This window comes from Pseudomonas sp. GV105 (assembly GCF_003058185.1).
Lineage (GTDB): Bacteria > Pseudomonadota > Gammaproteobacteria > Pseudomonadales > Pseudomonadaceae > Aquipseudomonas > Aquipseudomonas veronii.
In genome coordinates this window covers 125,040-145,840 of record NZ_QBUF01000009.1, presented here as the reverse complement: position 1 = coordinate 145,840, position 20,801 = coordinate 125,040, and the positions used below count along the sequence as shown (strand labels likewise).

Sequence of the window (20,801 nt, the reverse complement as noted above, 5' to 3'; positions counted from 1 at the left end):
GTTAAAACTGTCGAAAAACGTCATCCGCCGGATTTATTCATGGTTTACCCGGTACTTGTCGGCTTTTTCGCCCGCTTTGGGCTGGCCGCCGTCTTGCGGGGCGCGGCCGTGCGTTTCTTCTTCCACGGGGTGGCGCCGCGGCCTGCCGGGCTGGCGGGGCCGGTGATGGTCATACGCATACCGTTGCAGCGGGCGATTTGCTTGCTCATCCAGGCCGCTTGCTTGGCGACGAATTCTTCCAGGCTCATTTCGCCGCTTTGCACCATGTCCAGCGCCTGTTCCCAGATCGCCGTGGTGCCCGGGTCGGCGATGGCGCGCGGCACCGCATCGATCAGGCTGAACGCCGCCGGGGTGGCCGAGAGGGCCTTGCCGTTCTTCACCAGGTAGCCTCGGTCCAGCAGGCCCTGGATGATCCCGGCGCGGGTGGCTTCGGTGCCGATGCCGGTGGTGTCCTTGAGCTTTTGCTTGAGCAACGGGTCTTCCACCAGCTTGGCGACGTTTTTCATCGCCTTGATCAGGTCGCCCTCGGTGAAGGGTTTGGGCGGCTGGGTCCACAGGTCCTTGAGGTTGACCTTGGCAACGGCGTAATCCTGGCCCTGCACCAGCGCCGGCAGGGCTTGCGGCACTGGCGCCTCACGGCCTTTGGCGGGTGCAAGGGCTTCGGGCAGCGCGCGTTTCCAGCCCGGCTCGATGACGACTTTGCCCACCGCGCGCAGCGCTTGGCCGGCACAGTCGAAATCCGCCTGGGTGCGGTCGTATTCATGGTTGGGCAGAAACTGCGCCAGGTAGCGCGCGCGAATCAGTGTGTAGACCGCCCGATGCTTGCCGGTGAGCTGCCCGGCATCCTTGCCGGCGCCGGTGGGAATGATGCCGTGGTGGGCGCTGACCTTGGCGTCGTTCCACGCCCGCGAGCGGCGCTGGGGATCGAGATGCGGCATCAGTTCGTTGACGGCCGCGTCGGCCCGGCCCAGGGCGGCAAGGATCTTCGCCGCGTCGCCATGCTGACTCAATGGCAGGTAGCCGCAATCGCTGCGCGGGTAGGTGATGGCCTTGTGGGTTTCGTACAGCGATTGGGCGATGTCCAGGGTTTCCTGGGCGCCGAGACCGAGCTTCTTCGAGCAGATTTCCTGCAACGTCCCCAGGTCGAAGGGCAGGGGCGCGACCTCGCGCATGCGTTCGGTGCGCAACTTCACCAGCCGCGCACTGGCGGCGTGGGTCATGGCGTCGGCGGCGTCCCGGGCGAGTTGCGGGTTGAGGCAGCGGCCTTGGTCGTCACAGGCATCGTCGACGGCGCGCCATTGGGCGGTGAAGGTCATGTGCGCGTGGCGCAGGTCGACGTCGATGGCCCAGTAGGCCACCGGTACGAAATCGGCGATGCTGCGGTCGCGGTCGACCACCAGGCGCAGGGTCGGGGTTTGCACCCGGCCCACCGGCAGCACGCCTTGGTAACCGGATTGGCGGCCGAGCAAGGTAAACAGGCGGCTCATGTTCATGCCGATCAGCCAGTCGGCGCGGGAACGGCCGAGGGCCGAGTGGTACAGGCTGAAGGTCTCGGCGCCGGGTTTGAGCGCGGCCAGGGCCTTGCGGATGGAGGCGTCGTCCAGCGCCGACAGCCACAGGCGTTGGATCGGCCCGCGATAGCGGCAATGTTCCACCAGCTCGCGGGCGATCATTTCGCCCTCGCGGTCGGCGTCGGTGGCGATCACCAGTTCCAAGGCTTCCCCCAGCAGGCGCTTGACCGCCTTGAACTGGGCGGCGGTCTTGGGCTTGACCCGCATCTTCCATTTGTCCGGGACGATCGGCAGGTCGGCGAGCACCCAGCGCTTGTACTTGGCGTCGTAGGCGTCGGGCGGGGCGGTTTCCAGCAGGTGGCCGATGCACCAGGTGACGGTCATCCCGTTGCCCAGCCAGCAACCGTCGCCACGGCGCGTGGCGCCGAGCACGGCCGCAATATCCTTGGCCTGGGAGGGTTTTTCACAGAGGAACAGCCGCATGGTCATCACATCAGATCGGGTTGATGCCTTGCAGGATGCGTAGTCCGAGGGATTTGAGCAACCATTATCTGTATGGATGTACAGCAATTTGTGTGGCGCCACAGAGCAGATGTGGGAGGGGGCTTGCTCCCTCCCACAGGGGACCTGCGGTGTTCAGGTGGTCGGGTCAGTTGTTGTCGATATCCACATGCCGCGTTTCCTTGAGGCAGAACATCCCGACAACCAGGCTCACCCCGGTCACGACCACCGGATACCACAAGCCATAGAAGATATCGCCGGTGTACACCACCAGGGCAAACGACACGGTCGGCAGGAAGCCGCCAAACCAGCCGTTGCCGATGTGATAGGGCAGGGACATCGAGGTGTAGCGGATGCGTGTCGGGAACAGTTCCACCATCAACGCCGCCAGCGGGCCGTAGCACATGGCCGCGATCAGGATCAGCACCACGATCAGCACCACCACCATCACCTTGTTGACCTGCGCCACATCCGCCGATGTCGGGTAGCCGGCCAGGGTCACGGCGGCGCGCAGGGCCGACTCGTCAAAGCCATCGATGTGCACGTCGCCCACACTCACCTGCACCGGGCTGCCTGCGGGGGCGGCGGCGCTGCTGTAGGGCAGGCCTTGCTTGACCAGGAAGGTCTTGACCTTGTCGCACGGGCTGTCAAAACGCGCCTTGCCCACCGGGTCGAACTGGAAGGTGCAGGTGGCCGGGTCGGCCAGCACGGTGATCGGCGCCTGGCGACTGGCCTGGTCCATCGCCGGGTTGGTGTAGTGCGCCAGGCCCTTGAAGATCGGGAAGTACAGCGCGGTCGCCAGCAGCAGGCCGAGCATCAGCACCGGTTTGCGCCCGATCTTGTCCGACAGCCAGCCGAAGAAGATAAAGAACGGTGCGCCAATCACCACGCTGATGATCAGCAGCATATTGGCCAGGGCCGGGTCCATCTTCAGGAACTGCGTGAGGAAGAACAGCACATAGAACTGCGCCGCGTAAAAGGTCACCGCTTGCCCGCCGTTGATGCTGAACAGCGCAATCAGCACCACCTTGAGGTTTTCCCACTTGCCGAAGGACTCGCGGATCGGCGCCTTGCTGGCCTTGCCTTCCTCCTTCATTTTCAGGAACGCCGGCGATTCATGCAGGCTCATGCGGATCCAGGTGGAAATGCCCAGCAGCACGATGGAAAACAGGAACGGAATGCGCCAGCCCCACACTTCGAACTGATCGCCAGTGAAGTAGCGGCAGGCCAGCACCACCAGCAATGACAACAGCAGCCCCAGGGTGGCGGTGGATTGAATCCAGCTGGTGTGCAGGCCGCGCTTGCCGGCGGGGGCGTGTTCGGCGACATAGGTCGCCGCGCCGCCGTACTCGCCGCCCAACGCCAGGCCTTGCAGCATGCGCAGGGCGATCAGGATGACCGGCGCGGCAATGCCGATGCTGGCATACGTCGGCAGCAGGCCGACACAGAACGTCGCCACACCCATCAGGATAATGGTCACGAGGAAGGTGTACTTGCGCCCGATCATGTCGCCCAGGCGGCCAAACACCAGCGCGCCGAACGGGCGCACCACAAAGCCGGCCGCGAAGGCCATCAAGGCAAAGATAAACGCCGTGGTGTCGTTGACCCCGGCAAAGAACTGTTTGCTGATCACCGCCGCGAGGGCGCCATAGAGGAAGAAGTCATACCACTCGAATACCGTCCCCAGGGACGAGGCGAAGATGACTTTTCTCGATTCGCTGACGGTGCTCGTGCTGACCGCCGAGCCCAGGGTTTGAGCATGTTCTGACATCGGGTATCCCTCACAGTGATTATTTATTGTTGTTCCACTGTCGGCGCCAACCTCAGCGCCGGTCTGTTTTCCGTTCCTCTGTAGGCGCGCGCTTGCTCGCGAAAATCGCCAACGATTACGCGGGAAATCTGGATGAACGCGGCGCCTTTGTGTTTTTCGCGGGCAAGCTCGCTCCTACAGTGTTCGGTGAAAGGATCAGTTGCGCGGCTTTCTCCGCGATCATCAGCGTCGGTGAGCAGGTATTGCCGGATGTGATGCGGGGCATGATCGAGGCATCGGCGATGCGCAGCCCCGGCACGCCATGCACCCGCAACTGCGCGTCGACCACCGCGTCCTGGTCACTGCCCATGCGGCAGGTGCCCACCGGATGGAAGATCGTCGTGCCGATGCGCGCCGCGGCTTCGTGCAGTTGCTCTTCGGTTTGCAGCGCATCGCCGGGCAAGTATTCCACCGGTTTGAACGGGCTCAGGGCCGGCGCGGCGACGATCCGTCGAGTCAGGCGAATCGCGTCGGCAGCCACCCGCAGGTCTTGCGGATGGCTGAGGTAATTGGGCTGGATCAACGGCGCATCCGCCGGGTTGACCGAGCGAATATCGATACGCCCGCGGCTTTGCGGGCGCAAGTCGCAGACCGACGCGGTAAACGCCGGGAACGCGTGCAACGGCTCGCCGAAGCGCTCCAGGGACAGCGGTTGCACATGGTATTCAAGGTTGGCCGAAGTTTGTTCCGGGCCCGAGCGGGCAAACGCGCCGAGCTGGCTGGGCGCCATCGACAGCGGGCCGCTGCGGTCATACAGGTAACGCAGGCCCATGCCCATTTTGCCCCACACGCTGCCCGCGATCTGGTTCAGGGTGCGCGCGTTTTCCAGCTTGTAGATCAGCCGCAGTTGCAGGTGGTCCTGCAGGTTGCCGCCAACCCCCGGCAGTTCATGCAACACATTGATGCCGAGCGGCTTGAGCACGTTGGCGGGGCCAATCCCCGAACGCTGCAAAATGCCGGGCGAACCCACGGCGCCAGCACACAACACGATTTCCTTACGGGCCTTCCAACGGAGCGACTGGCCGTGCTGACGCCCGACCACTGCCGATGCGCGGCCGTTTTCCAGCAACACGCGGTCGACTTCGACTTCGGTCAATACCGTCAGGTTCGGCCGTTGGCGGATCGGCTTGAGGAACGCCTTGGCCGCATTCCAGCGGACGCCGGCCTTCTGGTTGACCTGGAAGTAACCGCAGCCTTCGTTATCGCCCTGGTTGAAGTCGCTGACGTTGGCGATGCCGCTTTGCGCCGCGGCCTCGCGAAAGGCATCCAGTATCGGCCAATGCAATCGCTGTTGCTCGACGCGCCACTCACCGCCGTCGCCGTGAAATGCCGAACCGCCGGCAAAATGGTTCTCGCTGTGCTTGAACAGCGGCAGCACGTCTTCCCACGCCCAGCCCGGGTTGCCTGCCGCCGCCCAGCCGTCGTAGTCCTGAGCCTGGCCGCGCATGTAGATCATGCCGTTGATCGACGAACAACCGCCGAGCACCTTGCCCCGCGGGTAACTCAGGGCGCGGCCTTGCAGGCCGGCCTGGGCTTCGGTCTTGAAGCACCAGTCGGTGCGTGGGTTGCCGATGCAGAACAGGTAGCCGACGGGGATGTGAATCCAGGGGTAATTGTCGCGACCACCGGCTTCAAGCAACAGCACACGGTGGGCGGGGTTGGCGGACAGTCGATTGGCCAGCAGGCAGCCTGCGGGGCCGGCGCCTACGACGATGTAATCGTATTCAGCAGTTGCAGTGGGCATCTGAGGTCTCGCTTGTTTTTCTTATTGGCTCCATCCTAGTTGTTAGTTTTCGTCTTAAAAATGTTAGTTTTTACCCAGTGGCTGTGCGTTTTTAAACAGTGCGGTCCAGGCTCACGGATTGGAGGCGCTATGTTCGACTGGAATGACCTGCGGTTTTTTCTTGAGTTGCAGCGCAGCGGCCGCCTGCTCACCGCCGCGCAACGCCTGAAAACCACCCACGCCACCGTGGCGCGGCATATCGAGGCGATCGAGAAAAGCCTCGGCACCGCGTTGTTCGTGCAGCACGCCCACGGCTATGAGTTGACGCCGTCCGGCGAGGCCCTGCTCAAACACGCCGAAGCCATGGAAAACGTCGCGCTGCTGGCCGAAGACGAACTGACCCACACCGCCGCGCCCCTGGGCAAGATCCGCCTGGGCGTGGCCGAAGGGCTGGGGGTGATGTTCCTCGCCAGCCGCATGGGCGGGCTGTTCGAGCGCTATCCGGGGTTGGAAGTGGAGCTGGTGGCCGTGCCGCGTTTCGTCAGCATCCTCAACCGCGAAGCCGAAATCAGCATCCACCTCGAACGTCCCAGCGTCGATCAACTGGTCACGCGCAAACTCACCGACTACCGCCTGGCGCTCTATGCCAGCCGCGCGTATCTGGCGCGCACCCCGCCGATTGAAAAACGCGAAGACCTCGCCGCCCATGCCTGGATCGATTACGTCGACGATCTGCTGTTCAGCCAGGAACTGAAACTGCTCAGCAGCTTCTGCCGCAACCCCAAAGTGGTGTTCCACAGCACCAGCGTGATCGCCCAGCACCAGGCGGCGCGTTCCGGGCTGGGGATTGCGGTGTTGCCGTGCTTCATGGCGGCCGGTGATCCGGACCTGGTGGCGTTGTTGCCGGGGGAGGGGATTCAGCGCAGCTATTGGATCAGCTCGCGCCGGGAACTGCACAAGTCGGTGCGGCTGCGGGTGTTGTGGGATTACGTGGTGGAGTTGTGCGCGCGGGAGCAGGCACTGTTGCTCGGCGGGTCCACCTGAAGAACCTGGATCAAAAATGTGGGAGGGGGCTTGCCCCCGATAGCAGTGTGTCAGCCAAAACATGCATGACTGAAGCAGCGCTATCGGGGGCAAGCCCCCTCCCACATTTTTGACCGGATTCAGCTTCCAAGATCAGGTTGGCTATAAGGCCAAGCAAGAGCAAGAGCAGAGCAAAAGCAGATCAGGGTCTATCTGATCTATGGAGATCCAAATGTGGGAGGGGGCTTGCCCCCGATAGCAGAGTGTCAGCCCAAACATGCATGACTGATTCACCGCTATCGGGGGCAAGCCCCCTCCCACACTTTTGACCGGATTCAGCTTCCAAGATCGGGTCGGCTATAAGGCCAAGCAAGAGCAAGAGCAGAGCAAAAGCAGATCAGGGTCTATCTGATCTATGGAGATCCAAATGTGGTGTTGCTTGAACTGAGTCAATCGCGCAAGACGAATTCCGCGCTGCCCAGCCGTTCTCCATTCACCAGCACATGCACCGCGTGCTTGCCCGGGTAGTGCTTGCGCGTGGTCAGTTCACGGATATGTTGTTCGCGGCTGATGTGCTGCTGCTCGCCTGCGCCAAGGGTAAAGGCCTTGAGCTTGAACACTTTGGCCGCACGGTGGCCGGCGCTTTTTACGTAGTCGATGGAGTAGTCCACCACCAGTTTTTGTGGTGCGGCGGCGGTGGATTCGAGGCTGAAGGTCAGGTTGATCCGCTCCCCCAGTGTGATCACCGCCGGCGTGACGCGCAGGTGATGAATCTTGACCTCGGCCTTGGCTCCCGCGCCGATGATCGTCAGCGCGCGGGTGTTGCCCTGCTTGATCAGGCTGCGCAGTGCATGGCGGGCGATCCAGGCGGTGTGCGGGTTATCCAGCGACCAGCCTTCGATCAGGCTGAGGACCCAATCGGGGTGGTCCTTGGTGATGTCGTTGAGGTGGTTGGCCACGGACTTGCGCACGTAGAGGCTGCTGTCGGCCTTGAGGTTGTCGAGGATCGACGCGCACAGCGCGGGGGTGGCCTGCACGTCGGCCAGGCGGAATGACCACGGCAGGCGCGGTCGCGAGCCTTCGCTGGCGAGGCGGCGCACGTGTTCGTTGTCATCCAGCGACCACTGTTGCATCACCGCCAGGGTGCGTTGGAAGTCGTGCAGCAAGAAGTGCCGGATCGCGAATTCGGCGGAGCCAAAGGTGGTGAAATATTTGAGCGCGGCCATGGAGCGCTCGAAGTCATCCCGGCCATGACTCGCCACGTAGTGCGGCAGGAACAGGCTGACAAAGCCGCTGTTCAAGCGCGGCGCGAGGGCATAGAGCAGCGTGAGAGTCTGTGGGTAATCCAGCGGGATCACCGCATGCAGGCTGTCGCTGACCCGCGCCACGCGCTGCATCACCGACAACTCGGCCAGCCCGGCCTTGGCGTGCTGGAGAAAGCCCTGGGCGTCGAACGCCGGGTACACCGCCGTCATCTCGGTGGCGATGTGTTGCAGGCGTTCGGCGTTGAAGATTTCCTTGAGGGCCGGGGCGCTTTGGTCGGTCATCGGTGATTCCATGGGGGGTTAGAGAAACCAGCGGTATTCCCGTGCGTTGATCTCCTGCTGAAACGCCAAGTGGTCCTGGCGTTTGTTCTCGCAGTACACGTCGACAAATTCCGCGCCCAGCTTATCGCGCAATACCGCTTGATGTTGCATGGCGCGCACGGCCTTGAGCATTTCCAGGGGGAAGTCGGTGCCGCTGTTGCGGTCGTCGTTCAGTGGGGCGATGGGTTCGCGCTTGGCGTCAAGCCCATGCTCCAACCCCACCAGAATCGCCGCCAACACCAGGTACGGGTTGGCATCGGCGCTGGCCAGGCGGTGTTCGATACGCAGGTTGCGCGGGTCGGACTCGGGGATGCGTACGCACGCATCGCGGTCTTCGAAGCCCCAGCTGGCACGGGTGGCGGCGTTGACCGTACCGCCCAGGCGGCGGAAGGCGTTGTGGTTCGGCGAGAAGATCGGCATGCAGTGCGGCAGCAACTCCAGGCAACCGGCCACGGCGTGGCGCAGGGGTTGCTGTTGATGGGCCGCGAGTATGTTGTTGCCGGCGCCGTCGTACAGGCTGACATGCACATGCATGCCGCTACCGGGGAATTGCAGATAGGGCTTGGCCATGAAGCTGGCGCGGTAGCCGTGCTTGAGCGCCACGCCGCGGGTGCTGCGGCAGAACAGGGCGGCCCAGTCGGCAGCGCGCAGGCCATCGTCCAAGTGGCCGAAGTTGATCTCGAACTGGCCGGGGCCGAGTTCTGCGGTGATCACCGTGATGTCGATGCCTTGGTCCTTGGCGGTTTGCGCCATATCGTCGAGCACCTCGCTGAAGCGCGACAGTCGCTCGATATGCAGGTTGGGCTGGTCGTCGGCGTCGTTACTCAGCGGGTCGCGGGCGAATTGCGGCAGGCCGTTGTCGAGCTGCTTGTCGAACAGGTAAAACTCCAGTTCAAAGGCCACCACCGGGTGAATGCCTTTGTGGTGCAGGCGTTCCAGGACCTTGGCCAATACTTCCCGCGGTTCGAATTCGATCGGCGCTTGCGTACCGTCCGAGGTGATCAGCATCTGGCCCAGCGGCTGCGACTCCCAGCTCACCGGCTTGAGCGTGCCCGGCACCAGGCGGCGGTTGGCGTCGGGGTCGCCGTCGTTGAAGCAGTAATCACCGATCTTGAACAACCCGCCCTGAACCCCCAGCAGCACGGCGTTCTGCGGCAGCTTCAAGGGGCCGCCGGCGGCGACTTTTTCCAGCATCTCCACCGGGTAGCGCTTGCCGTAGAAATGCCCGGGGATGTCCAGGGCGATCAGGTCGACATAACGCACGTCGGGGTGGTTCTGGCGAAAGCTCCGTACTTCGGCCAGCAGCGTGGAGGAATGGCTTTTCACGGGTGTAGCTCCTAGTTGTAAACCCACAGCACGCGGGCGGGCAGTTCGGTCAGGTTGGCGTAGCGGCAACGGGCGAAACTGGCCAGGTGGAAGCTGTCGCCTTGGTGCAGGGTGACCGAGTCGGCTTCCCCTTCCACCCACAGCGTCAACTCACCCTCCAGCACAAACCCGGCCTGCTCGGCGCGGTCGCTCATGGTCTGCTCACCGCTATTGGCTCCGGGGGCCAGCAGGCTGTCGAGCATCGAAAACGCACCGTTCATGTTGGGGGAGACCAGGATGTCGGTGATGCCATTGGCGTAATACACCGTGCGCCGCTCGTTGGGGCGCGTCACCCAGTTGATGGCCTTGGGTTTGCTCAGGCTGTAGAAATAGGTGGTGGGCACGTCAAGGGCGTGGCTGATCGCGGTCAGGTCCGCCACGGTCGGGCGTGACAGGCCTCGTTCGACCTGAGACAGGAAACCCACCGAACGCTCGATCTTTTGCGCCAATTGCGCGAGGGTGAGTTTCTTGTACTTGCGCAGGTCGTGGATCAGGATCGCCAGGGCTTCGAGTTCTTCTTGTTGGTTCATGAAATTTATTTCGTTAAATTTCATGAAAAATTACAGGATAAATTTCACGAGGGCAATAGGTTTGTGCTGCTCAAAACCACTAACGGCACCGTCCTCGAGATCACCCCGGTCAAGCAATAATCCGCTGGCAACGCCTGCTTTTTTCGGGTTCCTGAGGTAAGGTGGCCGGCTGCAATGGCCGCGTTACCTTCATGGAATGAGAGCAGGATGCTTGCCACCCTAAGACACTACCCCCGCACAGTGAAGCTGTTGCTGTCCGCCACGTTGATGTTGACGCTGGCCAAGGCGATCACCTTTCCGTACCTGGTTATCTACCTCACCCGGCACTTTGCCCTGGACATCACCCAGGTCGGCCTGGTGATCGGCAGTTCGCTGATCGTCGGTTCGTTGCTCAGCGTGTATGGCGGGTTTCTCGTCGATCGCATCAGCAGCTATCGGTTACTGCTGGGCTTGAGTGCGCTGTTTGTCGTGGGCTTTATCGGTACGGTGCTCGCGCAGACTATCTGGGCGTTCTACGGCTGCCTGATCCTGATCAACCTGGCTTACGCGGTCATCGATATTGCGATCAAAGCCGGCTTTGCCAGCCTGTTGCCGGAAGACGCGCGCAGTGAGGTGTTTTCCATCAAGTACACCCTGACCAATATCGGCTATGCGGTGGGGCCGCTCTTTGGTGCGATGGTGGCCAGGCTGGATATCAGCTTGCCGTTTATGCTGTCGGCGCTGTTGGGGGCGGGTTTTTTCCTGCTGTACTGGCGCTGGGGCGATCGTGCGCTGGCCACTGTCGATGCCACGCAAAAGCCGGTGTCATTCCTGGCTGTCGGCCGCGTGCTGTTGAAGGATCGGCGCCTGGTGTGCTTCACCGTTGGCGGCGTGCTCAGTGCGGTGGTGTTCGGCCAGTTCACGGCTTACCTGTCGCAATACCTGGTGACCACCACCACTGCTGAATACACCTACAAGGTCATCAGCGCGGTGCTTACGACGAACGCCGTGTTGGTGATTGCCTTGCAATACGTGATTGGTCGGCGCATCTCGCACCGTTACCTGAGCCAGTGGCTGATCTTCGGCTTGAGCATGTTCATGCTGGGGTTGATCGGCTTTGCGCTGTCCACCAGCGTACTGTGGTGGGTGCTGGCGATGGCGGTGTTTACCGTGGGGGAAATCGTCGTGTTCCCGGCCGAGTACATGTTTATCGACCGTATTGCCCCGGACCACCTGCGCGGCATGTATTACGGCGCGCAAAACCTGTCCAACCTCGGCGCCGCGCTGGGGCCGGTGCTGTGCGGGTTGGTGTTGGCCAGCCTGCCGGCGCATTACATGTTCTACATGCTGGGGGCGTTTATCGTCGGTGGCGGGGTGTTCTATTTCATGGGTGCGAGGCTGAAGGCAAGTCATCCAGAGTGAGTTTGCCCAGGTGGTTGCTGTGCAGCTCGTAGCGTAATTCTTCGACCATCTTGTCCACTTCTTGCGGGGTCTGCAGCCGATTGGTGCTGATCCCGGTGACCACCAGGTCGACCCGGCCGGTTTCGGCGTCGAAGACTTTGAGGGTCAGCGACGCGTCCCGGCACAGGGTGAATTCGCACGTCAGCGGCGACAGGCCTTCTTCGATGCAATTTCGCAATTGAGACAGGGTAAACATGCTAATTCCTTCCGGGTGTGGAATACGACGACACAGGATCGAAAGCCTGTGCCCACCTCAGGAAGGTTAAGCATTACACCTAGGCGCAATAAGGCGAATTCGCACTAGCCGCACTAGTGCATTTGCACTTTCAGCGCTTGTTTTTCAGACGCAGTTCACCGGCGAACAGCCCGCGCTCACGGGCCCAGACGATCGCTGCACTACGGCTATGCACCCCCAGTTTGGAATACACCGTGGCCACATGGTTACGCACCGTGTTGGGCGCCAGCTTCAGGCGCGAGGCGATCTCTTTGTCGGCCAGGCCTTCGCAAATCAAACCCAGCACATCGCGCTCGCGGGTGGTGAGGTCAGTGAAGGCAATGCCCGGCACATTGGGTCGGTTGGCGCCTTTGGCGTTGGCCAGCTTTTCGATCAGGGTCTGGCTGAACCAGGAGGCGTCCTGCATCACTTCTTCGATGGCCGCCACCAGTTCCAGCTCCGAGCGTTTGCGTTCGGTGATGTTCATCAGCACCAGCAGGTAGCAGGGCACGTCCTGGATGCTCACGGTATCGGCGGACACCACGCAGTCGATCACCTCATCGCCTTTCTTGCGCACCTTCAGATCCAGCCCGTCGAGGTTGCCGGCTTTTTCCAGAGTGGCGAACAACTGCGCGCAGGCTTGGGCGCTGTCGATGAAGTCGATGTCTTCGATGGCTTTGCCGATCAGTTCTTCACTGGTGTAGCCGGTAATGCTCATGAAGGCTTCGTTGATATCCACCACCTGACGGTTGTCGGCGTTGCACACCAGGGTTGGCACCGGCGTCAGGCGGAACGACTTGGCGAAGCGCTCCTCACTCTGGCGCAGGGCGATTTCTGCCTTGCGCCGCGGTTCCAGGTCGGTGAAGGAAAACAACATGCAGTCTTCCTCGTTCATGTCCAACGGCTGGCCGGCCACGATCACCAACTTGCTGCCGCCCTCGGGCAATCGCAATTCGGCCTGCATCTGCGGGATGGTCGCGCCTTCGGCCAGGCGCTGGATGGCCAGGTCCTTGCGCTCGGCGTGTTCCAGCACGTCCAGTTCATACACCGAGCGGCCGATCACTTGGTCGCGGTTATAGCCGGTCATCTCCAGAAAGCCCTGGTTGACCTTGATATAGCGCAGGTCGCTGAGGCGACAGATCACGGCGGGCGCGGGGTTGGCGTTGAAGGTTTTTTCGAAGCGCTGCTCGGCACTCGCCCATTCGGTGGCGTCGCTGAGGATCAACACCAAAAGCTCCGGTTCGCCGCGTGAATCGGTCAGCACCAGGCTGCGCAGGCGATGGACCCAACTGCGCTCGTCGTCGCCGGTGGGGCTGACTTCCACGATCACGTCGCTGAACGCTTCGCCGGCCGCCACCCGGCTGAGCGGGTAGTTGTCCGGCAACAGCGGGTGGTTATTGCGATAGCGCAAGGCGAACCGCTCGGCATAGGCCTGATTGTTGGCGCCCAGGTGTTCGACCGCGCTGACCCCGTGCATGGTCAGCGCGGCCTCGTTGGCCCAGAGGATGGTCTGGTCGAGCTCGGCCAAAATCACCCCGTCGGACAACCCGGAGATGATCTGCTGCAATTGGCGGCGGTTGGTTTCTTTGGCGAGGACGTCCTGGCTCATGGTTTCTCCTGGGAATGGGCGCATGCGAGTTACGACACCCAGGCTGCGCGATAGTGCAGCGCAACTGCCCCGTGCGATCTGGCGCACGCTGCTGTTGCGCACGGCGCTGAACGTTTCCTTTCTTCACCTGCCGCGTTGAATGGGTAAAATGCCGGCTTTTTACGCGTATCCCGCAAAGGTGCATCTTGAACGCAGGCAAAGCTGTCGGCTTGTTATTACTCACTTCGCTGCTGGCGGCCTGCGGCACCTCGCCACCCCGCACGCCCAACGACCTCTGCGGCATCTTTCGCGAAAAGGCCGACTGGTACGACGCCGCCCAAGTCACCCAAAAGCGCTGGGGCGTGCCGATCCAGTTGCCGTTCGCCATCATGTACCAGGAATCGGCCTTCCGGCAGGACGCCAAGGCTCCGCGTAACTACCTGTTGTGGATCATCCCCTGGGGCCGCGTCTCCACCGCCGCCGGCTATGCCCAGGCCAAGGATGAAGTGTGGAACGACTACCGCAAAAGCACCGGCCGCAGCGGCGCCAGCCGTCAGGACTTCGACGACGCCATCGACTTCGTCGGTTGGTACATGGACAAGACCTACACCATCAACGGCGTTTACAAGTACGACGCCTACGGCCAATACCTGAACTACCACGAAGGCTGGGGCGGCTATCGCCAGCGCACCTACGCCAGCAAAGCCTGGCTACCCCCCGTGGCCAGCAAAGTGCAGGCTCGCTCGCAGCTGTATGCGCAGCAATATGCGGGTTGCAAGAATGATTTGGGGCGTGGGTTCTGGAGCCGGTTTTGGCATTGGTTGTGAGGCCGCTCGTGCTCAACGCGGCAATGCTCGATGCTGCATATAGCCCAGCATCTGATCGTACAGGTCAACCCGCCGATCCCTTTGCAGATCATTGAGGCTGTTCCAGATGGGCGCACTGCGCGCGCTGCTCAGGTCGATATCGGCGAACAGGATTTCCTGTCGATTGGCCGACGCCACCTTGCCGATAGGCCACCCATTGGTCCCGGCAATCAGCGAACACCCCAGGTAACGGGCATCGCGCTCTTCGCCGATTCGACTGGCGGCGGCAATAAACACGTTATTGACGTGTGCTGCCGTCATCGTCAGGTAGGACGCCATGCACCGCCCGGCGTCGTCGAACAGCGGGGGCGGCGTCCAGACCCAGTTGTTCAGGCTGCAAATGATATCGGCACCCTGCTGGCTGAGAATGCGCGGGACTTCGGGAAACCAGATGTCCCAACAGATCAGCATGCCGATCCGCCCGATCGGTGTCTCGAAGACTGGAAATCCCGTGTTTCCCGGGGTGAACCACAGCTTCTCCAGGTTCCATAGATGGGCCTTGCGGTACTTGCCGATAAAACCGTCCGGGCCGAGCAGCACCGCTGTATTGAATAATTGCGCTCCGTCGATTTCGTTCAGGCCCGCCGCCAGATAGACCTGGTACCGGCCGGCAAAGTCGATCCATGCCCGCAGACTCGGACCGTCTGGCACCGCTTCGGCGTGATCGAACGCATCTTTGCGGCTGGAAAAGAAGTAACCGCAGTTGGAAAGCTCCGGCAGCACGATCAGATTGGCGCCGCCGTTCGCTGCCGCGGCTGCCAGGTCCAGGCTACGTCGCAGGTTTGCGGTACGGTGGTCCACACCGACCTGGGGATCGAATTGCACAACAGAAACACGTACAGGGCTTGTGGCTTGGTTCATTGTGGGTGATCTCTTTGGATGGTTACCGCCGAAGTGGCTGGCGCTCCATAAGAGGTGATCTGACGGGCGGGAGAAAATCGGGCGCTTCCGGTTGAGGTGTCAGTGGGCTCTTGATAGTTCGCTGCCCCTATTCGTGGAGAGAGGTCAGGTCTTTCGGTCCCAGCGAAATTGGATCGACATGCACTAGCATTGGTTGTGAGAACGACACCCGGCGACTGGTACAGACCTGTGAACTCTGACAGTAGGCAGGATGCAGTGAGCTTCTTAAGCTGTTGCGTGTGCCCTCACGCATTGTTGAAGAAGGAAACTGACAATGAAAAAGTCTGAATTTAGCGCTTACCTTGATAAAGAGATTAATACTGCCCAGGGCCGTATCTCATCCAAGGACAGCAAGTCCGATAAGGTCGATTCGGGCCGGGTGGAGTTTTTGACAGCGTTGAAGGATGTTGTCGATGGGAAGCCCCAGCCTAAAAATGTGGGCGTTGTCGGCGCAGTCAATGACGTGTTGCAGACACTAGGTCTGCTCTCTCGCGACAAAACCTTACTATCCGGCCTTGAGCTTTGAGGCGGTGATTGCTTTTGTTGTGGTGAGGCAATCGTCCCTCCTCACAACGCGTGCCGCCGGTTCAGCTCGGCAGCATGCACTCCAGCGATCAATTCACCGCCCCCTCGATTATGTTCACCGAGTGCGATCTCGAAATAGCGCCTGTGCGCGAGGTGCTGCCCAGCCGGCGGAAACGCCCCGCAGGTTAAAGAGAAATGTCATTGAGCCGACGCTTCCTACACTTGCCAAACCCACCCAATTCTGGGAAAACCCCAGCCTTTGCGCAGTCAACGAGAGCCCCCCATGAGCGACGAACAACTCCAGATCACCGACATCCGCCCCGGCACCGGCAAGGCCGTGGTCAAGGGCGCGTTGATCACCACTCAATACACCGGCACCCTGGAAGATGGCACGGTGTTCGATTCGTCGTGGGAACGGGGCAAGCCGTTTCAGTGTGTGATTGGAACGGGCCGGGTGATCAAGGGCTGGGATCAGGGGTTGATGGGCATGCAAGTCGGCGGTGTACGCACATTGTTCGTACCGGCGCACCTGGCGTATGGCGAACGTTCGATGGGCGCGCATATCAAGCCGAACAGCCCTTTGCGCTTTGAAATTGAATTGCTGGAAGTACTGACGCGTGATGATTGAGGGCGGCGGTTACACGCCGACCTCGAAGCATGGGCCGTCACGCAGGGTGCCGAGTGGCCGCGCCTGACGGTGGTGGTCGGTAATCGCAAGGCCGAGCGTTTCTGGCCGAAACTGGGGTATGTGCCGGTGCGTATTCGCGAGGGGATCAGGATGGGGCGACAGCTGAATACGGTGTCGACTCAGGTCAAGGCGCTGGTGGGTGGGCAGGTGGATGATTACCTGATACGGGTGCCGCGAGATCGACCTGTTGCACCTTAGCTGCGGATAGACACATTCAACCTGTGGGAGGGGCGGTACGACGACTCGACTTGCTCCCGCTGGCGGTGGGGCAGTTAGCTTATCTCTAGCTGCACCATCGCCATCGGGAGCAAGCTCCCTCCCACATTTAAGCCTTGGAGGGCTTCAAGATAGGGGTTCCTGAACCCATCCTGAAGAATCCTCTTATTCATCATGCAGGTACTTTCCTACGGTTTACTCTCCTGTAATCGGGGCGTAAGCTTCGCGCGTTTTCATCAATAGCGGAGACCCTCAGTGGGTACTTGTTCAAGTGACAGTCGTCGGCCGGTTTCGGTAACCGGCACAGACTTGGCAAGGTAACGCGCATTCTTCCGATGCCGTTGTCTCGCCAAACAGCGAGAAGCGGCATCCCGGCAGCGACCAGTTCTGGCGCCTGCCTCGATCCACTCTCATCGACGCTGACCAGCACCTGATTCACCTCAGGTTGCTACGGACGCGCCTGCCTTTTTGCGGCGGGCGGGCCAGGCTGGCTGTGCCTTTTTGATCGGGCGCGGCGCAGTTGGCCGTACCTGCACGACGGTTTCCTCGCGCAGGAGTAACACCATGAACTTCACTCTGTTGAAAGAGTTCTTTGCCGGCTTCCTGCGGACCCGGCATATCGCTCGGCATTTCCGTCGCCTGGCACTGCTCGACAGCGTCACTGACGCCAGCGTCAGCCGCGAAGTCCCGCCGAGCCTGGCGCAAACCCTGGTGGCTGCGGCCAACAGCGGCGCGGAACAATTGCTGGGCACCCTGGGCAGTCACGCCGAAGGCTTGGACGCCCAGGAAGCCGACGCGTTGCGGGAGCAATACGGCCTCAATGAAGTCGAACACGAACAGCCGCTGCCCTGGTGGGTCCACCTGTGGCATTGCTACAAGAACCCCTTCAACCTGCTGCTGACCTTGCTGGCGGTGATCTCCTGGCTGACCGAAGACATGAAGGCCGCCACGGTGATTTTTTCCATGGTGGTGCTGTCGACCCTGCTGCGTTTCTGGCAGGAGGCCAAGTCGAACAAGGCTGCCGACGCACTCAAGGACATGGTGAGCAATACCGCGACGGTGTTGCGCCGCGAGGCGGCCAAGCCCATCGAGCTGCCGATCAAGCAACTGGTGCCGGGCGACCTGATCGTGCTGTCGGCCGGCGACATGATCCCCGCCGACTGCCGCGTGCTCAATGCCAAGGACCTGTTCGTCAGCCAGGCGGCGATGACCGGCGAATCGATGCCGGTGGAGAAGTTCGCCCAGCAGAAGGATGCCAAGACGCGCAACCCGCTGGACCTGGAAAACATCCTGTTCATGGGCACCAACGTGGTGTCCGGCGCAGCGACGGCAGTGATTCTGACCACCGGCAACAGCACCTATTTCGGCGCGTTGGCCCAGCGCGTCACCGCCACGGATCGCGCGACCACCTCGTTCCAGCAGGGCGTCAACAAAGTCAGTTGGCTGCTGATCCGCTTCATGTTCGTGATGGCGCCGCTGGTGTTGTTCATCAACGGTTTCACCAAGGGCGACTGGACCGAAGCGCTACTGTTCGCGCTGTCGATTGCCGTGGGCCTGACCCCGGAAATGCTGCCGATGATCGTCACCTCGACGCTGGCCAAGGGCGCGGTGTTTCTGTCGCGCAAAAAGGTCATCGTCAAGCGCCTGGACGCGATCCAGAACTTCGGCGCCATGGACGTACTGTGTACGGACAAAACCGGCACGCTGACCCAGGACAAGATTTTCCTGGCGCGCCATGTGGACGTGTGGGGCGAAGAGTCCGACGACGTGCTGGAAATGGCCTACCTCAACAGTTACTACCAGACCGGTCTGAAAAACCTGCTGGACGTGGCGGTGCTGGAACACGTGGAAGTGCATCGCGAGCTGAAAGTCGCCACCGCGTTCCAGAAGGTCGATGAGATCCCGTTCGACTTCAACCGGCGCCGGATGTCGGTGGTGGTGGCCGAGCAAGGCCAGCCGCACCTGTTGATCTGCAAAGGCGCGGTGGAAGAGATTCTGTCGGTGTGCAACCGGGTGCGCCACGGTGACTCCAACGAAGCGCTGACCGATGAGTTGCTGGCGCGCATCCGCCAAGTGACCGCGGCATTCAACGAAGAAGGCTTGCGGGTGGTCGCGGTCGCCGCGCAGCCGATGTCAGCGGGGCGCGATACCTACAACCTGGCGGATGAAAAAAACCTGACGTTGATCGGTTATGTGGCCTTCCTCGATCCGCCCAAGGAAAGCACCGCGCCTGCCCTCAAGGCCCTCAAAGCCCACGGCGTGGCCGTCAAAGTGCTGACGGGCGATAACGAACTGGTCACCGCCAAGATCTGCCGCGAAGTGGGCCTGGAGCAGCAAGGCCTGCTGATGGGCAACGACATCGAGGACATGACCGACGCCGAACTGGCCAAGGCCGTGGAAACCACCAACGTATTCGCCAGGCTGACGCCGTCGCACAAGGAACGCATCGTGCGCCTGCTCAAGGCCAACGGCCATGTGGTGGGCTTCATGGGCGATGGGATCAACGACGCACCGGCGCTGCGCACGGCCGATATCGGTATTTCGGTGGACAGCGCGGTGGACATCGCCAAGGAAGCGGCTGACATCATCCTGCTGGAAAAGAGCCTGATGATCCTGGAGGAGGGCGTGCTCGAAGGCCGGCGCACCTTCGCCAACATGCTCAAGTACATCAAAATGACCGCCAGCTCCAACTTCGGCAACGTGTTTTCGGTGTTGGTCGCCAGTGCGTTCATTCCGTTCCTGCCGATGCTGCCCATGCATTTGCTGGTGCAGAACCTGCTGTACGACATTTCGCAGATCGCGATTCCATTCGATAACGTCGATGAAGAAATGCTCGCCAAGCCGCAACGCTGGCAACCGGGGGATGTGGGCCGTTTCATGCTGTTTTTCGGGCCGATCAGTTCGATCTTTGACATCACCACGTTCGCACTCATGTGGTATGTGTTCGATGCCAACACCCCGGACCACCAGACCCTGTTCCAGTCGGGTTGGTTCGTGGTGGGGTTGCTGACCCAGACGCTGATCGTACATATGATCCGCACCCCGAAAATCCCGTTCCTGCAAAGCCGTGCGGCAATGCCGCTGATGGTGATGACGGGGGTGATCATGGCTGTAGGGATTTTCCTGCCGATGGGGCCGCTGGCGCACTACTTCAAACTGCAGGCGTTGCCGTCGCTGTACTTTGTGTTCCTGCCCGTGATTCTGTTGGGGTACATGGCGTTGACCCAAGCGGTGAAGGGCTACTACATCCGTAAGTTTGGCTGGCAATAACAGTTGTATCGAACGCCCCTGGGCCCGGTGGGAGCCGGGCCTGCCCGCGATGGCAGTGGGGCTGCCGCCGCATTCATGGAGTTTTTATGCAGGCAATCAACAACATCAACCTCGATTCCCTGATCGATACCGTGGTCAGCCTGACCGCCGCGTTTATCCTCGGCGGCTTGATCGGCTTCGAGCGCCAGTACCGCCAGCGCACGGCGGGCTTGCGCACCAACGTGCTGGTCGCAGTGGGCGCGGCGATTTTCGTCGACATGGCCAACCGCCTGGGCGGTGCAGACGGTGCTGTGCGGGTGGTCGCCTATGTGGTGTCGGGCATCGGCTTTCTGGGGGCCGGCGTGATCATGCGCGAAGAAGGCAACGTGCGCGGGCTCAACACCGCCGCCACCCTCTGGGCCTCGGCCGCGGTGGGCGCCTGTGCCGGTGCCGACCTGATCCTCGAAGCGCTGCTGGGCACGCTGTTCGTACTGGCGGCCAATACGCTGCTGCGGCCGATCGTCAATAACATCAACCGCCAGCCGCTGGATGTGGTGTCGGCGGAGGTGACCAACATCCTCTATGTGATTGCACGGCGTAGCCAGCAACAGGCGGTCATGGTGTTGCTGGAAGCCGAGCTGGCACGTTGCAACTACCCCGCCAGCGATGTCGATGTGCGCCCGTTTGGCAGCGAAGAAGTGGAGATCGAGGCGACCCTGGCGGCCACTTCCGTGGACGGTGATGAACTGGACGCCCTGGTGACGCGCATTTCCATGTCGAGCCTGGTGGTGCAGGCTTTCTGGAGCCCAAGTACCACCGACTGATCCACCCTGGTCAAGCCTAGGCATACCCAGGATTGGCTTTGCTTTTGTAAGGAAAAGTCCTACACGCAGTCAGGATTATCCCTTCGTAAGAAACATCACCCCATTGCTAAGGTTGATCGCTGCGGCTGGCCGGCAGCAATGATACGGCTTCATATGTTCGTGGTGATTTTCAAGGGAAGGGACCAGGCACCCGTCTGTTGGCGCTCTGAGGGACTGTACCGTTCGTCGGGACTGTCAATTCT

Annotated in this window: 16 protein-coding genes and 1 pseudogene; 8 read left to right on the top strand and 9 right to left on the bottom strand. The window is 61.4% G+C overall.

The window, feature by feature from the left end:
* Positions 1-44: 44 nt before the first annotated feature.
* The 3 genes from C8K66_RS19025 to C8K66_RS19015 all read right to left on the bottom strand — a co-directional run bounded on the left by C8K66_RS19025 (position 45) and on the right by C8K66_RS19015 (position 5,566).
* The gene (locus C8K66_RS19025; RefSeq protein WP_108525737.1) at positions 45-1,994 is read right to left on the bottom strand and encodes a DNA topoisomerase III; all 1,950 of its coding nucleotides are present in this window, start codon (positions 1,992-1,994) and stop codon (positions 45-47) included.
* A 166-nt stretch (positions 1,995-2,160) separates the two neighbouring features.
* Complete coding sequence (locus C8K66_RS19020) at positions 2,161-3,783, bottom strand: MFS transporter (RefSeq protein WP_108525649.1); 1,623 nt, start codon at positions 3,781-3,783, stop codon at positions 2,161-2,163.
* Between the two features lie 115 nt (positions 3,784-3,898).
* Positions 3,899-5,566 (bottom strand): GMC family oxidoreductase, encoded by a 1,668-nt coding sequence (locus C8K66_RS19015; RefSeq protein ID WP_046384018.1) that lies wholly within the window; start codon positions 5,564-5,566, stop codon positions 3,899-3,901.
* A 129-nt stretch (positions 5,567-5,695) separates the two neighbouring features.
* Here C8K66_RS19015 and C8K66_RS19010 point away from each other — a divergent pair, with 129 nt between their 5' ends.
* Positions 5,696-6,589 carry a LysR family transcriptional regulator gene (locus C8K66_RS19010; RefSeq protein WP_017847052.1) on the top strand — a complete coding sequence of 298 codons (894 nt, stop codon included), beginning with the start codon at positions 5,696-5,698 and terminating at the stop codon, positions 6,587-6,589.
* A 428-nt stretch (positions 6,590-7,017) separates the two neighbouring features.
* Here the strand turns inward: C8K66_RS19010 and C8K66_RS19005 are convergent, their stop codons facing one another.
* The 3 genes from C8K66_RS19005 to C8K66_RS18995 are packed head-to-tail and all read right to left on the bottom strand — an operon-like array spanning position 7,018 to position 10,049.
* Positions 7,018-8,115 carry a DNA alkylation repair protein gene (locus C8K66_RS19005; RefSeq protein WP_108525647.1) on the bottom strand — a complete coding sequence of 366 codons (1,098 nt, stop codon included), beginning with the start codon at positions 8,113-8,115 and terminating at the stop codon, positions 7,018-7,020.
* Between the two features lie 18 nt (positions 8,116-8,133).
* The gene (locus tag C8K66_RS19000; protein WP_108525645.1) at positions 8,134-9,480 is read right to left on the bottom strand and encodes a glutamine synthetase family protein; all 1,347 of its coding nucleotides are present in this window, start codon (positions 9,478-9,480) and stop codon (positions 8,134-8,136) included.
* Between the two features lie 11 nt (positions 9,481-9,491).
* Positions 9,492-10,049, bottom strand: a complete 558-nt coding sequence (locus tag C8K66_RS18995) for a helix-turn-helix domain-containing protein (protein WP_017847055.1) — start codon at positions 10,047-10,049, stop codon at positions 9,492-9,494.
* Positions 10,050-10,256: 207 nt separating this feature from the next.
* Here C8K66_RS18995 and C8K66_RS18990 point away from each other — a divergent pair, with 207 nt between their 5' ends.
* Positions 10,257-11,450, top strand: a complete 1,194-nt coding sequence (locus tag C8K66_RS18990; protein ID WP_108525643.1) for an MFS transporter — start codon at positions 10,257-10,259, stop codon at positions 11,448-11,450.
* Here the strand turns inward: C8K66_RS18990 and C8K66_RS18985 are convergent.
* Together C8K66_RS18985 and C8K66_RS18980 are read right to left on the bottom strand one after the other, a co-directional pair.
* Positions 11,413-11,685: a DUF1652 domain-containing protein gene (locus C8K66_RS18985; RefSeq protein WP_017847058.1), complete on the bottom strand. Its 273-nt coding sequence runs from the start codon at positions 11,683-11,685 to the stop codon at positions 11,413-11,415. The two genes, C8K66_RS18990 and C8K66_RS18985, sit on opposite strands and share 38 nt — an antisense overlap.
* Positions 11,686-11,815: 130 nt before the next feature.
* Positions 11,816-13,312, bottom strand: coding sequence for a helix-turn-helix transcriptional regulator (locus tag C8K66_RS18980; RefSeq protein ID WP_046485900.1), 1,497 nt, complete (start codon positions 13,310-13,312; stop codon positions 11,816-11,818).
* Positions 13,313-13,497: 185 nt separating this feature from the next.
* Between C8K66_RS18980 and C8K66_RS18975 the strand changes: the two genes are divergently transcribed.
* The gene (locus C8K66_RS18975) at positions 13,498-14,118 is read left to right on the top strand and encodes a transglycosylase SLT domain-containing protein (RefSeq protein ID WP_046384012.1); all 621 of its coding nucleotides are present in this window, start codon (positions 13,498-13,500) and stop codon (positions 14,116-14,118) included.
* A gap of 12 nt (positions 14,119-14,130) precedes the next feature.
* Here C8K66_RS18975 and C8K66_RS18970 read toward each other — a convergent pair whose 3' ends face one another.
* Positions 14,131-15,018, bottom strand: coding sequence for a nitrilase family protein (locus C8K66_RS18970; protein ID WP_108525640.1), 888 nt, complete (start codon positions 15,016-15,018; stop codon positions 14,131-14,133).
* A gap of 313 nt (positions 15,019-15,331) precedes the next feature.
* Between C8K66_RS18970 and C8K66_RS18965 the strand changes: the two genes are divergently transcribed.
* From C8K66_RS18965 to C8K66_RS18945, 5 genes and pseudogenes are all read left to right on the top strand, one after another.
* Positions 15,332-15,583, top strand: a complete 252-nt coding sequence (locus C8K66_RS18965) for a hypothetical protein (protein ID WP_046384010.1) — start codon at positions 15,332-15,334, stop codon at positions 15,581-15,583.
* A gap of 282 nt (positions 15,584-15,865) precedes the next feature.
* Entirely contained in the window at positions 15,866-16,210 is a 345-nt protein-coding gene (locus C8K66_RS18960; RefSeq protein WP_017847066.1) for an FKBP-type peptidyl-prolyl cis-trans isomerase, read from the top strand.
* A gap of 3 nt (positions 16,211-16,213) precedes the next feature.
* A pseudogene (locus C8K66_RS31350) lies at positions 16,214-16,468 on the top strand (GNAT family N-acetyltransferase); the annotation flags it as partial.
* Between the two features lie 582 nt (positions 16,469-17,050).
* Positions 17,051-19,756, top strand: a complete 2,706-nt coding sequence (mgtA, locus tag C8K66_RS18950; protein WP_046485891.1) for a magnesium-translocating P-type ATPase — start codon at positions 17,051-17,053, stop codon at positions 19,754-19,756.
* A gap of 86 nt (positions 19,757-19,842) precedes the next feature.
* Positions 19,843-20,559 carry an MgtC/SapB family protein gene (locus tag C8K66_RS18945; protein ID WP_017847070.1) on the top strand — a complete coding sequence of 239 codons (717 nt, stop codon included), beginning with the start codon at positions 19,843-19,845 and terminating at the stop codon, positions 20,557-20,559.
* Positions 20,560-20,801: the final 242 nt, after the last annotated feature.

Coding starts and splice junctions, on each gene's coding strand:
- C8K66_RS19025 (WP_108525737.1), bottom strand. CDS start 1,994: ATGCGGCTGTTCCTCTGTGAAAAACCCTCCCAGGCCAAGGATATTGCG.
- C8K66_RS19020 (WP_108525649.1), bottom strand. CDS start 3,783: ATGTCAGAACATGCTCAAACCCTGGGCTCGGCGGTCAGCACGAGCACC.
- C8K66_RS19015 (WP_046384018.1), bottom strand. CDS start 5,566: ATGCCCACTGCAACTGCTGAATACGATTACATCGTCGTAGGCGCCGGC.
- C8K66_RS19010 (WP_017847052.1), top strand. CDS start 5,696: ATGTTCGACTGGAATGACCTGCGGTTTTTTCTTGAGTTGCAGCGCAGC.
- C8K66_RS19005 (WP_108525647.1), bottom strand. CDS start 8,115: ATGACCGACCAAAGCGCCCCGGCCCTCAAGGAAATCTTCAACGCCGAA.
- C8K66_RS18995 (WP_017847055.1), bottom strand. CDS start 10,049: ATGAACCAACAAGAAGAACTCGAAGCCCTGGCGATCCTGATCCACGAC.
- C8K66_RS18990 (WP_108525643.1), top strand. CDS start 10,257: ATGCTTGCCACCCTAAGACACTACCCCCGCACAGTGAAGCTGTTGCTG.
- C8K66_RS18985 (WP_017847058.1), bottom strand. CDS start 11,685: ATGTTTACCCTGTCTCAATTGCGAAATTGCATCGAAGAAGGCCTGTCG.
- C8K66_RS18980 (WP_046485900.1), bottom strand. CDS start 13,312: ATGAGCCAGGACGTCCTCGCCAAAGAAACCAACCGCCGCCAATTGCAG.
- C8K66_RS18970 (WP_108525640.1), bottom strand. CDS start 15,018: ATGAACCAAGCCACAAGCCCTGTACGTGTTTCTGTTGTGCAATTCGAT.
- C8K66_RS18965 (WP_046384010.1), top strand. CDS start 15,332: ATGAAAAAGTCTGAATTTAGCGCTTACCTTGATAAAGAGATTAATACT.
- C8K66_RS18960 (WP_017847066.1), top strand. CDS start 15,866: ATGAGCGACGAACAACTCCAGATCACCGACATCCGCCCCGGCACCGGC.
- mgtA (WP_046485891.1), top strand. CDS start 17,051: ATGAACTTCACTCTGTTGAAAGAGTTCTTTGCCGGCTTCCTGCGGACC.
- C8K66_RS18945 (WP_017847070.1), top strand. CDS start 19,843: ATGCAGGCAATCAACAACATCAACCTCGATTCCCTGATCGATACCGTG.